This is a genomic window from Acidobacterium capsulatum ATCC 51196 (assembly GCF_000022565.1).
GTDB classification, from domain to species: Bacteria; Acidobacteriota; Terriglobia; order Terriglobales; family Acidobacteriaceae; genus Acidobacterium; species Acidobacterium capsulatum.
In genome coordinates this window covers 2576998-2590296 of the sequence record NC_012483.1, presented here as the reverse complement: position 1 = coordinate 2590296, position 13299 = coordinate 2576998, and the positions used below count along the sequence as shown (strand labels likewise).

Sequence of the window (13299 nt, the reverse complement as noted above, 5' to 3'; positions counted from 1 at the left end):
TTCCAAGTACTTTTTTATCGGATGCCCAAACCGGGCCGCAAGGATGGAAGATTCCGGAGGGCATCGAAGGGCTGGTTACAGCTCAGGTTACTCCCTGAAAAGCGGAGAGCGGGACTATATTGAAAAGCAAAAGGTTGCATGCGGCGAGTATCGGCTTTACCATGCCGCAATCGTACTTATGACCGATCGAATCGCCGTGTCCTCCCTCGATCCGGGTACCGGCGCCAGCCCCGCCGCTGCCGTGCAACTGTTGCGCTCGCGCATCAGCCGGGTTTGTGTTGCCATTGCCGCATCGAGCCCTGACGAGCTGATAGAGAAGGCGCGCGAGGCCGCGCGAGAGAATCCATTTCTGGAATTTCGCCTCGACTATCTGCCCAATCCGGCGGCAGCGATTTCGCGCATTCAGCAATTTTTGTATGAGCTGGGCGAGGTGACGGCGATTGCCACCTGCCGGCGCGAGCCGAATGGCGGCAAGTTCAAGGGCAGCATCGAGGCCGAGATTCAGATTCTGGAAAAGGCCATCGCGGCCGGCTGCGACCTGATCGATATTGAGATTGAGACGGCAGAGAAGCTGAAGGCCGCCGAGCTGGCGCGCATCCGGTCGCTGGGCGCGGCGCTGATCATCAGCTATCACGACTTCAAGGCTACGCGCGATCTGGACCGCATGTTTGAGAAGATCCAGCGCTACTCGCCCGATTTTGTGAAGATGGTTTCCACGGCCACCTGCCTGGCCGACAATCTGGCGATGATGCACTTTCTTGAGCGCTCATCAGACGCGGCTAACGTGGTGGGCATCTGCATGGGCGAGCAGGGCTTGATTTCGCGCGTGCTGGGCGTGCGCGCCGGCTCCGTCTTCACCTTTGCCTCGGCACAGGCCGGCGAGGAGACCGGACCCGGGCAGATTGCGGCGCGGACGCTCCATGAGATCTTCCGCATTGACCAGGTTTCACCGGCCACGCGTGTGTACGGAGTGGTGGGCAACCCGGTCATGCATTCGCTGTCGCCGCTGATTCACAACCTGGCCTTTCGCCGGGAGACGGTAAACGCCGTCTTTTTGCCGCTGCAGGCCAACACGCTGAGCGATGTGCTGCGCCTGGTGAAGGAAGTTCCGCTGCACGGGCTGGCGGTGACCATGCCCTTCAAGGGCGAGATTCTGAAGCACCTGACGAATACCGATGCGCTGTCAGAGAAGATTGGCGCCTGCAACACGGTGGTGCGCGCGCTCGACGGCAACCTGTATGGATTCAATACGGATGTGGCCGCAGTGGTGCGTCCGCTGGAGCGGCGGCTGCCGCTCAGGGATGCGCGCGTTCTGGTGATTGGCGCCGGGGGCGCGGCGCGGGCGGCCGTGTTTGGCCTCAAGGACAAGGGTGCCGACGTCACCATTGTGAACCGCACTCCCGAGACCGCGCAGAAGCTGGCGCGGCAGGCCAAGGCCCGGACGATTCGCTATGAACAGCTCGCGAAGGCCAGCTTTGACGTGATTCTGAACGCAACGCCGATCGGCATGCACGGGCACAAGCAGCAGAGCTGGCTCAAACCCGATCAACTGAACGCGCGGCTGGTCTTTGACATGGTCTACAACCCGATTGAGACTCCGCTGCTGCGCATGGCGCGCGAAAAGGGACTGCCGGTGATCACGGGCGTGGAGATGTTTGTGCAGCAGGGCGCGCGGCAGTTCGAGATATGGACCGGCAAGCCGGCCCCCGAAGACGAGATGCTGCGGGCCGTGGTGCACGCGCTGCGGCGGCGCTCCGGGGAACAGGAGAATCACAGCCTGGCCGACTCGATTGCTCCGGCACGCAGGCTGACGATTCCCGCGGCAAAGCCCGAGGCGGCAGCCGAAACAACGGCAGAAGCGAAGACCGAGGCCGCCGGTACGAGCGCCAAGGCTGCACCGAAACCGGTGCAGAAGAAGACGGCGGCAGCGCCCGTCGCGGCCAAGGCGGCCAAGACTCCGGCGGCAGTGGTGAAGCCGGCGGCGAAGGCGGTCAAGAGCTCTAAACCTGAGAAGCAGGCAGTGCCCGTGAAGCAGGCGGTACCTGCGAAACAGGCAGCGCCGGCGAAGCAGCCGACGTCCTCCGCCGGCGAGAGCGGGCATGGGACGGCAAAGCCTGCAGCGAAAACGGTTGCCGTGGCAGGCAAGAAAACGCCGCCGAAGGGAGCACCGGCAAAAAGTCCCGCAAAGAGTGCGGCCAAGGCTGTGGCCAAGGCTGCTCCGAAGAAAGCCGCCGCGAAGCCGACAGCAAAGGCGGCAAAAAAAGCCGCCAAGCCCCAGACCAGCAAACCCAAAGCCGGAACAGCAGGCAAAGCTGCACCAAAACCAGTGCACAAGAAGGCCGCGAAACCAGCCGCCAAGCCAACAGCAGCCGGGAAAAAGCCAGCTCCTGCCAAGCCAACAGCAGCCGGCAAGAAGACGGCAAAGGCGGCCGGGAAGCGCCGGTAAGGCGAGATTGTTTCCGCGCATGGGCCTTATAGTGGGTACAAGGAAGAGTTTGGGCGGTATTGCATGGATTCAAAACTGACGACAAGCCCCTCCCGGGCGCACGAATCGGCGGTGGACCGCCTCATTGAGCTGGCTTCCACCGGCAAGCCAGCCCAGGAACCCGTGCTCGAGCCTGAAGAGATGGAGACGGTACACAGCGTGCAACTGCTGGAGCGGCCAAGCGTGGACGACCTGAAGGAGCTGGCCCAGGACCCTATGTGGAAGACTCTGCTGCAGTTCAAGGGATGGCTGCCGTTCATCACGCGCCTGCTGCCGCTGCTCGATATGGCCACAGGGCACGCGCAGACGAGCTCGAGCACCGCCGCAGCGCTGTCCAATGATCTGAAGCAGGGCGTCGGCAACATTCAGAAGAGCCAGCAGGACCTGCGCATCACGCTGCAGGATCAGACGCTGCAACTGAAGCGCTTCGAAGACCAGGTGGCGCGGATGCGCGAGTCCACCGAGAAGAACTCGCTCGAGCACTCGGAGCTGGTGGAAGATGTGAAGTCGATGCAGAGCACCTTCCGCAATCTGCTGATTGTGGTGATGGTGCTGCTGCTGGGCCTGATGGGCATGGTGGGCTACCTGCTGCTGCAGTTGCACAACCGCTGAGCCCTTCTTTGAGCAGGGGCTGAAGCCCTCTTTTCGAGCAAGCCGGATGGCACGGCTAAAGCCGTGCCCTGATACAGGGCCTGATGCAAAGCCTGATACAAAAGGCAGTCGAGCCATACGAGCCGTGCAGGAACAGCCTGGACGGAGTGCCCGCGCGCTCCGGAGCATTTTCTAAACTGCGCCGGATTTACGGAAGATCTTCTCCACCAGGCCGGTGACGGCGTTGCGCGGCAGGAAACGCGTGAAGAAGACGGTGGCCGCGCCGGAGAAGGCAGGCAGCGATTCCGGCTCACCGGCCACGAGTGCGAGCAGCCCCTTGCGAGCGACCAGTTCGGCGGTCTGCGAACCGCGAAAAAAATCCTTTCTGACACCGGCGACCTGGCCGAATTCCGACTCGGTAGGGCCCGGGCATAGGGCACTCACATTTACGCCGTGGGGGCGGACCTCGGCCGCGAGCGCCTCGCTGAGAAAGCGGTCAAATGCCTTCGTCGCCGCATAGGTGGCCATGTAGGGCACGGGCTGAAATGAAGCCGTGGAGGCGACGATCATAATGTGGCCGCGCTTGCGCTCGATCATGCGCGGCAAAAACAGGTGTGTCAGATGAACGACGGCCGCACAGTTGAGGTCGACCATCTTGCGGTCCCAGTCAAGCGAGCCTTTTTCAAATTTCCCAAGATAGCCGAAGCCTGCGTTGTTGATGAGGATGTCGATGGGCAGGCCGGCGCCTTCGGTGGCTTCATAGAGCTGCCGGGGCGCTTCCGGCAGCGCCAGATCGGCGGGCACGACGCGGGATTCTACGCCGTAGTCGGCGCGAACCCGCGCGGCCAGAGCTTCGAGGCGCTCCACGCGGCGCGCGGTGAGCACAAGATGGGCTCCCGACGCGGCGAGATCGAGCGCGAGCGCTTCGCCAATGCCAGCGCTGGCTCCGGTCACGAGCGCCCACTTGCCAGCAAAGCTGCGTGCAAGGACGGCAGAACGAACGGGCGAGGGCATAGGGGAACCTCCGGGAATCGCACCCAGTGTACCGGAGGCGCGTAGCCGCGATGGATACGATAGGCGCGCCCCGGGAGGGAATGTTGATGGAGCTATACGTTCGCTGAGGGCAGCTTGGAAGAGCGGTCGAGCGAGATCTGGCTGGGCGTGGGCATGGGCTCCCCGGCGCTGAGCGGGGCCAGATGCTTGGTCATATCGTAGGTGTAGCGGATGCGGTGAATGACCGTGATGGTGGAGAGCACGGCGAGCACCCACAGCACGGGGGCCATGGCTCCCCAGCGGTCAAAGAGCGCGCCGAGGATGATGAGCACGATGCGTTCCGGGCGCTCCATGAAGCCGACCTTGCACTTGCCGATCAGCGCTTCGGCGCGGGCGCGCGTGTAGCTAACCATGAGCGAGGTGACCATGACGAAGGCCGAGAGATCCACATAGAAGTAACGGTTGCCGCGCGCGTAAAAGACGATGAGGCCGAAAAACAGAACCACGTCAGAGTAGCGGTCGATGACGGAGTCAAAGAAGGCTCCAAAGACGGTGACCTGCTTGGTCTGGCGCGCGACGCGTCCATCCACCATGTCAAAGATGCCGGCGCCAATGATGACCAGCCCCGCATAGAGAAACATCCGGACGTAGTTCTGCTCATTGGCGAAGCCAAAGAGCACGGCGGCGCCAATGTTGATGACCAGCCCGATGAAGGTAAGCACATTGGGCGAGATGCGTGTGAGCGCCAGCCCGTTGACAATGGCCTGCAGCAGTACGCCGCAGGCCTTGCCGAAGGCGAGGGTCCAGCTATGGGAGTGCCGCGGTTGCGGATTGCGTTCGTTTTGTTGAGAGGGCACTGCCATCACCTTGCGGGTTGTGCTGCTTACTTTTCGGCGGACTCGGCTGCGGCAGCCGCTTCGTCATGAATGGTGGTGAGCTTGAGCACTTCGAGCTCGCGATTGCCGCTGGGCGTGACGACGGTCGCGGTATCGCCCACCTGCTTGCCGATGAGCGCGCGGCCAATCGGCGAAGTGGTGGAGATGAGGCCCTTGCTGACGTCGGACTCCTCGCTGGTCACCAGCTTGTACTCGATCTTTTCGTCCTTGGAGGTGTCGAAGACTTCCACCGTCGAGCCAAAGGCCACGCGGTCGTGCGGAATGTTCGCGAGGTTCACCAGCGAGAGCTCGGCCATGCGCTTTTTGAGCTGTCCCAGGCGCGCGTTCACAAATTCCTGACGCTGCTTGGCCATGTGGTACTCGGCGTTTTCGCTGAGGTCGCCGAGAGCGGCCGCCTTCTTGATTTCGGCGGGAAGCTCATGAGCCAGCTCGTGTTCGAGCTGCTTGATGTCTTCGAGAAGTTTTTTCTTGATGTGTTCGGGCATAAGACTTCAATCTCTGCGGCACACGACGACGGGCCGCCAGACAGACGGCAAGGCCGGAAGACCGCCTTGGTTTTGACCATTATACGAGAGTGGCCCCACACACCTGCGGCCATGCAGCCACAGAACCCGGCACAGCCGCGCAGAAAGTGCTCCCCGGCAGAGGCGGCGGAATGTATCTAAGTGCTTGCATGACAAGTACATGACGTTTCTGACAGATAGGCCGGGACGGCTAAAGACGCCCAGCAGGAGGGACGATGGGAAAGACAGGAGGAATATTCTTATGATTTCACCTGTATCCGCAGCCACACAGACGGCGGAGGTCAGCTCTGCTTCACAGGCGGCGGCTGCTCCGGCGGCGCAGAAAGCCACGCTTCCACAGGACACGGTCAGCATCAGCCCGCAGGGCCAGGCGGCCGTGGCTCATGACGGCGACGGGGACGGTCACTAGACCGTCCGCAGGCAACTCAGCACACGACAGGGAACGCCCACGGGCGTTCCCTGTCGCATTTGGCCGCCGCCTCAGCCGGAAGCGGCTACCTTAGAGAGCGGCAGCTTCCCGAATGAGCGCCAGCCCCTCTTCGCGCGAATGAATGCGGCCCTCAAGCTGCGCATCCTCGGCGAGGGCCAGCCACTGGCGAAATTGCGGGCCGGGCTGGTAGCCAGCCTCGATGAGGTCGCGACCCGTGACCAGCAGCGGCGGCCGAACAGCCTCGGGCGGCAGCGCGTGGTACTGCTGCTGCGCAAACTCATACAGCGTGAGATCGCCGTGGCTCGAGAGGCAGTCGATGCGATGCAGCTCCAGATGCTCGTCAAAGCCGGGCAGACGGAAGAAGCGCTTGAGCGTGGAGGGCTTCATGCGCTGGATGTCGCCAAAGCGCATGTGATTCTCCACGAGGGCGAGAATCTGCTCGGTCTCGTCGTTCGAGAAGCGCAGGCGGCGGCAGATTTCGGCCGCGATTTTGACTCCCACCTCCACATGGCCGCTAAAGCGGATGCGGTCAGGCGCGCGCTCAAAGGTCGCCGGCTTGCCCACGTCGTGCAGCAAGGCTCCCCAGGCGAGCGTGGCCGGGCAGCCGGGCGCAAGCTTCTCCAGCAGCAGCAGGGTGTGAACCCAGACGTCGCCCTCGGGGTGGTACTGGGGCGGCTGCTCGACGCCATGCAGGCGGTCAATCTCCGGCAGCACCTCGCGCAGCAGGCCGCTGGCATCGAGCAGCTCAAAGGCGTGGCGGGCATGGCCCTCAGTGAGCATGCGGGTCAGCTCGTCACGGACGCGCTCGCGGCTCACCTGCGCGATGCCGGGCGCAAGCTGGCGGAGCGCGGCGAAGGTCTCCGGCTCCAATTCGTAACCAAAGCGCGCGGCAAAGCGCACGGCGCGCAGCATGCGCAGCTTGTCCTCGGTGAAGCGCCGCTCGGCGTGGCCGATGGCGCGCACGATGCCGGCGCTCAGATCGGCGCGGCCGTCCACAAAGTCGAGCACAGCGTCGTCGAGCGAGCCGGTCTGCTGCCACTTTTCCGGGTCGAGCAGCATGCCGTTGATGGTGAAGTCGCGGCGGAGCACATCGTCCTCAGGCCGGTCGGCAAAGGCGACCTCAGAGGGGCGGCGTCCGTCGAGGTACGCTCCGTCGCTGCGAAAGGTGGCCACCTCGGTGGTGATGGGCTGGCCGTCGATTTCATCGGCGACCAGCACGACGCCGAAGTGCGCGCCAACGGCATAGGTGCGCGGAAAGAGCGCAAGCACCACGTCCGGACGGGCGCGAGTGGTGACGTCATAGTCCTTGGGCGGGTGGCCGAGCAGCATGTCACGGACGCATCCCCCGGCAAAGTATGCCTCATAGCCGTGGGCGCGCAGATGGGCGACGATGTGCGCGGCGGCGCGAAAGGCCGGGGATGCCGGGAAAGACGAGAACGGGATGGGCGTGGAGGGCATGCCTGCATTGATGATGCAGCGGTTGGATTTCAAGTGCAAAAGAGGATCGGGATGGGCGGACAGTTGGAAATCCCGGGTCCGGACACACGGACCCGGGGCACCCAGATGGGGATGGGCGGTTGCGGGGTCCGCGACACCCCGCACCCGGATGGTGCGTGGAATCCATAAAATAGAAAGAACATGGCAAGCGGGCAGACAGGCGAGCGGGCGCGGACGGGGCTGATTCTGGGCATCGAAAGCTCGTGCGACGAGACCTCGGCGGCGGTGGTGCGCGGCGGGCGCGAGGCGCTCAGCAATGTGATTGCCTCACAGATTGCCGTGCATGCGCCGTTTGGCGGAGTGGTTCCGGAGCTGGCCTCGCGCGAGCATCTGCGCGCCATTGTGCCGGTGGTGGAGCAGGCCATGGCCGGCGCGGGCGTAGCCTTTGACGATCTGGACGCCGTGGCTGTGACCGAAGGCCCTGGGCTGCCGGGAGCGCTGCTGGTGGGCGTGAGCTATGCCAAGGCGCTGGCCCTGGCGCTGGGCAAGCCGCTGATTGCGGTGAATCATCTGGAAGGGCACATTCACGCGGTGCTGCTGGAGCGCGTGCTGCAACCTGCGGAGACCCAGGCAACGCCGGAACACGGCCAGCCGAAGCTCGCACTGGTGGTTTCCGGCGGACATACGCACCTTTATCTGGCGCAGGAGACCCACCACGCGTGGACCTACCGCAATGTGGGCCGCACGGTCGATGACGCCGCCGGCGAGGCCTTTGACAAGGTCGCCAAGCTGCTGGGGCTGGGGTATCCCGGCGGACCCTGGGTGGATGCGCTGGCTCCCTTTGGCGACGCGCGGGCGGTGCCATTCTCCTTTGCGCAGGTGAAGGCCAAGGCGCACCGGCGCGCTGATCCTGTGGCGCTGCACCCTGAGGAGGCGACGTACTTCTCCTTCAGCGGCATCAAGACGGCGGTGCTGCGCTATGTGCAGACGCATGACATGGAGGCGCGCATCGCGGCGCGGCGGCAGGCGATGGCCACGATGCCCGATGCTTCGCCCCGGCGCGACCTGGAGGCCGTGCGGGCACTTTGCGATCAGGAGTCGCTCGACCTGCTGGCGAGCTTTCAGCGCGCCGTGGTGGGAGATTTGGTCCGCAAGACCTTTCGCGCGGCGGAGCGGTATGACGTCGCCGAGATTCTGGTCTCGGGCGGCGTCGCGGCCAACCGCGAGCTGCGCGAGCGCTTCACGGCAGAAGCCGCGGCGCAGGGGCTGCCGGTCGCTTTTCCTTCGCTGAAACTCGCGACCGACAATGCGGCCATGATTGCCGCCGCGGCCTGGCCCAAGCTGATCACGAGCGAATTTGCCGGCGAGACGCTGACAGCGGCCGCGGGATTGAAGCTGGGGTCCTGAAATTCCGGGTCCGGACACACGGACCCGGGGCACCCGACCGGACGCGCCTTCGGCGCCTTTCGCTGTTTGGGATAAAAGCGTGATTCGCCGGGACTGTGGCGGGAAAATCAGCTCAAAGCTCCGCCGCTGCTAGAATTTTCAGAGCGAACCGCGATATTTCAGTCCTCTGCATGATTCGACTCTTCAATACTCTCTCCGGCCAGATCGAAGCACTCACGCCCGCCGACGGGCAAACCTTCCGCATGTATGCCTGCGGGCCGACCGTGTACGACTACGGGCACATCGGCAACTTTCGCACCTTCTGTCATGTGGATGTGCTGCGGCGCGCGCTGCAACTGGAGGGCATAACCGTGCGGCACGTGATGAACGTGACGGATGTGGATGACAAGATCATTCGCAACGCCACCAGGGCCGGAGTGCCGATTGCCGAGTACACCAAAAAATATGAGCAGGCATTCTTTGAAGACCTGCACGCGCTGGGCGTGGCCGAGCCGGAGGTGATTGCGCGCGCAACCGAGCATATTCCGGCGATGGTGAAGCTGATTGAGCAGTTGGCTGCGCAGGACATTGCCTATAAGACCGAAGACGGCTCGTGGTACTTCCGCATTGCGCGCTTCAAGGACTACGGCAAGCTCTCAAAGAAAGACCTGACCGGCATCAGCGACGGCGCGCGCGTAGACGTGGACGAGTACGAGAAAGACTCGGCGCGGGACTTTGCGCTGTGGAAGTCGCCCAAGCCGGGCGAGCACTTCTGGGAGACGCCGCTGGGCGCGGGTCGGCCGGGCTGGCACATCGAGTGCTCCGCCATGGCGATGGAGTATCTGGGCGAGTCGATTGATCTGCACGGCGGCGGCGAAGACCTGATGTTTCCGCACCACGAGAATGAGATTGCCCAGTCAGAGTGCGCCAGCCACAAGACCTTTGCGCGGCACTGGTTTCACGTGCGGTTTCTGCTGGTGGAAGGCCGCAAGATGTCGAAGTCCGAGGGCAACTTCTACACGCTGCGCGACCTGCTGCTGAAGGGCTACAAGGCCTCGGCAATTCGCATGCTGCTGATCTCGGTGCCCTACCGGCAGCAGTTGAACTTTACCTTTGAAGGGCTCGCGGCCGAGACGACCGCGGTCGAGCGCCTGCGGACGTTTTACCAGCGCATGCTGACCGTAACTCCCGCGACGGAAAAGAATGCGGCGCTGAGCACGGAGACAGAGAAGGCGCGGAAGGAGTTTCGCGCAGGACTCGAAAACGACCTGAACACAGCAGAGGCGCGCGCGGCGATCTTTGACCTGGTGCGCGCGGGCAATGCCGCCGCCGATGCCGGTACGCTCAGCACGGAAAATGTCGCGGAGATTCTCGCCGTGCTGCGCGAGTTCGATTCCGTCTTCAACGTGCTCGAAGACCGCGACGCCGCCATCACAAAGTTTGCGCTGGAGTGGGCCGAGCAGGAAGGCCGCCTGAACGAGGCCGCCCACGAAGTGCTGGCGCAGCGCGGCTTGAGCGATGAGCAGATTCAGGCGCTGGTGGATGAGCGCACGAAGGCCAAGCGGGCGCGGAACTTTGCGCGCGCCGACCAGATTCGCAATGAACTGGCCGAGAAGGGCATCGTGATCGAGGACTCGAAAGAGGGCGTTCGCTGGAAGCGGAAGTAGGCGCGGCGTCAGGCTTCGTTCTCAACCGGAGCAGGCGCGGCGGCCGGCTTGCCGCTCTTCATCTGTGAAGAGGTGACCAGCGCGACCGAAGCTATGACGGCGACCATGCCGAAGTATTCGGTGGGCTGCATGTGCTCATGCAGCACCAGCACGCCAAGAATCACCGCGACCACGGGATTCACATACGCATAGGTGGCCACCTTGGCCACCGGCACGTGGTGAATAAGCCAGATGTAGCAACTGAAGCCGAGCAGCGATCCAAAGAGAATCAGGTAGCCGATGGCGGCGAGGCTGTGCCAGTTCCAGGTGGCATGCGGCCATTGCCACGTCGCGGTGGCCAGCACTACGTTGGCTAGGCCGGCCGCGCCCATCTCCCATCCGGCGGCCACCAGCGGCGGCACCGGCAACTGCATGTGCCGCGAGAGCACCGAGCCGGAAGCAAAACTCAGCGCGCCCAGCAGCACGATGATGGCGGCAATGATCTGCATGGAGCTGCCGTGGCGCGGCAGCAGCGCCTCATGAAAGCTGGGCCACAGCAGAGCGATGAGGGCCAGAAAGCCGAGGAAGAGCCCAAAGAGCCCGCGGCGCCGCAACTGCTCGCCTCCGGTCACGGCCTCAATCACGGCCACATAAAGCGGCACAATGGCGACAATGAGCGCGGCGAGGCCGCTGGCGAGATACTTCTCGCTCCAGACCAGGCCGACATTGCCCATGAAGAGCAGCATGACGCCGAGCAGGCCGAGGCGCGCCATGACGCCGCGCGAATAAAAGATCTTTTTGCCTCTGAGCTTGCAGAACAACAGCATGAGCGCCGCGCCGATAAGCATGCGCGTACCGGCCAGAATGGGCGCCGGCAGCAGATGCACGCCGATGCTCATGGCCGTGTAGGTGGCTCCCCAAAAGAAGTAAACGCTGCCAAACGCCAGCAGAACGGCAAGCCGTGCCGGCCCAGCATGAGAGGAAGAAGAAGGCATTGGGTTCTTACCATCCTATCGTTTGCGCGGAGAGGCGAGGAAGGTATCGAGAGTAAGCGGGACTGCTGTGTGGGGAGCCGCCTGATATTGCGAAGCTGCCGCTGCTCCTACTGCTGTCGGCTCCGCAGCCTGAGAGAACCAGCAAAGCTGTCATGGAGAAAAGCTATGTTCCGCGTGCTACCGTGATGTCTCCCTTTTCCTTTGCCCGCGGATGGATAGTGTTGCCGTCGCCAAGCAGTTGCCATGCTCGATTACGGCATCCTACGACTGGAGCCTTCTCCTTTTGGGCCGGCTTTTGCGGCTTCGCCGCATAGGGCCACGCGTGATTCCGTCAGGAGGGCTGTGTTAGCCTGACGGCTCAACGATCCTAACGAGGAAGTTTATGAGCCTCATACAGTCCCTTCTTCTGCTGCTGTTGTTGTCGCGCGTGCTTGGCGAAGTTGTGACGCGCTTTGGCCAGCCAGCCATGCTGGGTGAGATAGCGGCAGGAATCATTCTGGGGCCCTCCTGCCTCGGCTACGTTCATTACACTCCGGAAATCAAGGCCATTGCCGATATTGGCGTTTTACTGCTGGTCTTTCTTGCGGGTATGGAAATGAATTTGAGCGCTCTCGTGGACTCGTTTCGAGGGCGCGGAGCCTGGGTGAGCGCCGCCGGATTCATTGTGCCCCTGCTGGGCGGAATCCTGCTCGGCTACCTGTTCGGCATGAACGATATGCGCATGGCGTTTCTGGGCCTGTGCATCGCGATTACGGCGTTGCCGGTGAGCGTGCGCATTCTGATGGACCTCGGCAAGCTGCAAAGCAACATAGGCCAGAGAATTGTTTCGGCTGCTGTTGCCAATGATGTTGTGTCGCTGCTGATACTAGGCGTCATTCTCGACTTGAAGAATGCGCCCGCAACCCTGGAGCAATTCTTTCTCTCGATTGGAGAGTCTCTGGGCAAGGCGCTGATTTTCATGATCGTTTTTGCGGTCGTCGCGCGTCTGATCCGGCGCTATTCACCGACACGACTCCTTAAAACCAGCGGGCCGCTGGAAAGAGTCCTCACAGGATTCAAAGGAGACGAGGTTCGTTTTGCCAGCATTCTGCTTTTTGTGATTGCATTTGCCAGCTTCTCTGAGCTGCTCGGTCTGGACTTCGTGGTGGGAGCCTTTTTCGGGTCCATGCTGTTAAGCCACGAAGCTCTCGGAAAGAAGAACTTCAAGCATATCGAGCAAACGGCTTCGAGCGTGACGATGGGGTTTGTCGGTCCTGTATTTTTCGCGGCCATCGGTCTTGAATTCGACGCTTCCAGCCTCAGGGATTGGCCACTGGTGGCGGCCGTGCTGGCGGTTTCCTTTGCCGGAAAGATTCTGGGAGGCTACCTCGGCGGCCGCTTTGCAAAGCTGAACCAGGCCGAGAGCTGGGCGCTGGGCGTCGGGTTGAATGGCCGAGGCGTCATGGAACTGGTCATTGCCAACATTGCCCTGGCAAGCGGCCTGATCGGACGCCAGCTCTTCACGACGCTGGTTCTAATGGCGGTGGTGACCACATTTGCGACTCCCATGCTGCTCAGAATAGCGTTTCGCTATCTGGAGAGAAGGCAGCCGGAGCCAATGGCCGCGGCCTGATCGCGGCATGACAGGATTCTCATCCGCGCCCGCTCCTGAGGCGGACGGGAGTCAAAGTTCTTCTGCAAATCCCTTTTGGCGTGCTACTCTTCTGCCAACGGAGAGCACGCCTGCCGATGCACACCAAGCACATTCCGTACCCGGTTGCTTTCAGCCGCAAGAGCTGGAGCCGGTCGTTTGTGCGGTCGATTGCTCCCCGGCGTCATCTGCGCGTGCTGCCCACCCGCACGCGACCTAGCCTCTTCGGCAGCGACTAGTCACCGCTGCCCCGCCGTCTCCGCAGGCACGCACGTGCTCTGCAGCA

General features: G+C 62.8%; 12 protein-coding genes. 7 read left to right on the top strand and 5 right to left on the bottom strand.

All coding sequences use genetic code 11. The annotated features are described in order from the left end of the window. Positions 1 to 178 precede the first annotated feature (178 nt). Both aroE and ACP_RS10600 read left to right on the top strand, forming a co-directional pair. Positions 179 to 2446, top strand: coding sequence for a shikimate dehydrogenase (aroE, locus tag ACP_RS10605; protein ID WP_083770583.1), 2268 nt, complete (start codon positions 179 to 181; stop codon positions 2444 to 2446). A 63-nt stretch (positions 2447 to 2509) separates the two neighbouring features. Then, positions 2510 to 3097, top strand: a complete 588-nt coding sequence (locus ACP_RS10600; protein WP_015897323.1) for a hypothetical protein — start codon at positions 2510 to 2512, stop codon at positions 3095 to 3097. A gap of 171 nt (positions 3098 to 3268) precedes the next feature. Here ACP_RS10600 and ACP_RS10595 read toward each other — a convergent pair whose 3' ends face one another. The 3 genes from ACP_RS10595 to ACP_RS10585 form a co-directional block, all read right to left on the bottom strand. Then, positions 3269 to 4090, bottom strand: coding sequence for an SDR family NAD(P)-dependent oxidoreductase (locus tag ACP_RS10595; protein ID WP_015897322.1), 822 nt, complete (start codon positions 4088 to 4090; stop codon positions 3269 to 3271). A gap of 92 nt (positions 4091 to 4182) precedes the next feature. Further along, positions 4183 to 4932, bottom strand: coding sequence for a CDP-alcohol phosphatidyltransferase family protein (locus tag ACP_RS10590; RefSeq protein WP_015897321.1), 750 nt, complete (start codon positions 4930 to 4932; stop codon positions 4183 to 4185). Positions 4933 to 4952: 20 nt separating this feature from the next. Beyond that, the gene (locus tag ACP_RS10585) at positions 4953 to 5450 is read right to left on the bottom strand and encodes a GreA/GreB family elongation factor (protein WP_015897320.1); all 498 of its coding nucleotides are present in this window, start codon (positions 5448 to 5450) and stop codon (positions 4953 to 4955) included. A 280-nt stretch (positions 5451 to 5730) separates the two neighbouring features. Here ACP_RS10585 and ACP_RS18330 point away from each other — a divergent pair, with 280 nt between their 5' ends. Continuing rightward, positions 5731 to 5898: a hypothetical protein gene (locus tag ACP_RS18330; protein ID WP_169305965.1), complete on the top strand. Its 168-nt coding sequence runs from the start codon at positions 5731 to 5733 to the stop codon at positions 5896 to 5898. A gap of 90 nt (positions 5899 to 5988) precedes the next feature. On the opposite strand, the gene ACP_RS10580 is transcribed toward ACP_RS18330, so the two are convergent. Further along, the gene (locus tag ACP_RS10580) at positions 5989 to 7377 is read right to left on the bottom strand and encodes a CCA tRNA nucleotidyltransferase (RefSeq protein WP_015897319.1); all 1389 of its coding nucleotides are present in this window, start codon (positions 7375 to 7377) and stop codon (positions 5989 to 5991) included. 180 nt (positions 7378 to 7557) lie between these two features. On the opposite strand from ACP_RS10580, the gene tsaD reads away from it, so the two are divergent. After that, the gene (tsaD, locus tag ACP_RS10575) at positions 7558 to 8763 is read left to right on the top strand and encodes a tRNA (adenosine(37)-N6)-threonylcarbamoyltransferase complex transferase subunit TsaD (RefSeq protein ID WP_015897318.1); all 1206 of its coding nucleotides are present in this window, start codon (positions 7558 to 7560) and stop codon (positions 8761 to 8763) included. A 170-nt stretch (positions 8764 to 8933) separates the two neighbouring features. Next, the gene (cysS, locus tag ACP_RS10570; RefSeq protein ID WP_015897317.1) at positions 8934 to 10409 is read left to right on the top strand and encodes a cysteine--tRNA ligase; all 1476 of its coding nucleotides are present in this window, start codon (positions 8934 to 8936) and stop codon (positions 10407 to 10409) included. An 8-nt stretch (positions 10410 to 10417) separates the two neighbouring features. On the opposite strand, the gene ACP_RS10565 is transcribed toward cysS, so the two are convergent. Beyond that, on the bottom strand, positions 10418 to 11383 hold the full coding sequence (locus ACP_RS10565) for an EamA family transporter (protein ID WP_015897316.1): 966 nt from the start codon (positions 11381 to 11383) through the stop codon (positions 10418 to 10420). A 382-nt stretch (positions 11384 to 11765) separates the two neighbouring features. Here ACP_RS10565 and ACP_RS10560 point away from each other — a divergent pair, with 382 nt between their 5' ends. Together ACP_RS10560 and ACP_RS18325 are read left to right on the top strand one after the other, a co-directional pair. Beyond that, a complete protein-coding gene (locus ACP_RS10560; RefSeq protein ID WP_015897315.1) occupies positions 11766 to 12995 on the top strand; it encodes a cation:proton antiporter in 1230 nt (409 codons plus the stop codon). A gap of 116 nt (positions 12996 to 13111) precedes the next feature. Next, the gene (locus ACP_RS18325; RefSeq protein ID WP_169305964.1) at positions 13112 to 13252 is read left to right on the top strand and encodes a hypothetical protein; all 141 of its coding nucleotides are present in this window, start codon (positions 13112 to 13114) and stop codon (positions 13250 to 13252) included. The last annotated feature ends 47 nt before the right edge of the window (positions 13253 to 13299 follow it).

Bases quoted from the DNA above. Each gene is read 5' to 3' on its own strand.
- aroE (WP_083770583.1), top strand. From the start codon at position 179: ATGACCGATCGAATCGCCGTGTCCTCCCTCGATCCGGGTACCGGCGCC.
- ACP_RS10600 (WP_015897323.1), top strand. From the start codon at position 2,510: ATGGATTCAAAACTGACGACAAGCCCCTCCCGGGCGCACGAATCGGCG.
- ACP_RS10595 (WP_015897322.1), bottom strand. From the start codon at position 4,090: ATGCCCTCGCCCGTTCGTTCTGCCGTCCTTGCACGCAGCTTTGCTGGC.
- ACP_RS10590 (WP_015897321.1), bottom strand. From the start codon at position 4,932: ATGGCAGTGCCCTCTCAACAAAACGAACGCAATCCGCAACCGCGGCAC.
- ACP_RS10585 (WP_015897320.1), bottom strand. From the start codon at position 5,450: ATGCCCGAACACATCAAGAAAAAACTTCTCGAAGACATCAAGCAGCTC.
- ACP_RS18330 (WP_169305965.1), top strand. From the start codon at position 5,731: ATGATTTCACCTGTATCCGCAGCCACACAGACGGCGGAGGTCAGCTCT.
- ACP_RS10580 (WP_015897319.1), bottom strand. From the start codon at position 7,377: ATGCCCTCCACGCCCATCCCGTTCTCGTCTTTCCCGGCATCCCCGGCC.
- tsaD (WP_015897318.1), top strand. From the start codon at position 7,558: ATGGCAAGCGGGCAGACAGGCGAGCGGGCGCGGACGGGGCTGATTCTG.
- cysS (WP_015897317.1), top strand. From the start codon at position 8,934: ATGATTCGACTCTTCAATACTCTCTCCGGCCAGATCGAAGCACTCACG.
- ACP_RS10565 (WP_015897316.1), bottom strand. From the start codon at position 11,383: ATGCCTTCTTCTTCCTCTCATGCTGGGCCGGCACGGCTTGCCGTTCTG.
- ACP_RS10560 (WP_015897315.1), top strand. From the start codon at position 11,766: ATGAGCCTCATACAGTCCCTTCTTCTGCTGCTGTTGTTGTCGCGCGTG.
- ACP_RS18325 (WP_169305964.1), top strand. From the start codon at position 13,112: ATGCACACCAAGCACATTCCGTACCCGGTTGCTTTCAGCCGCAAGAGC.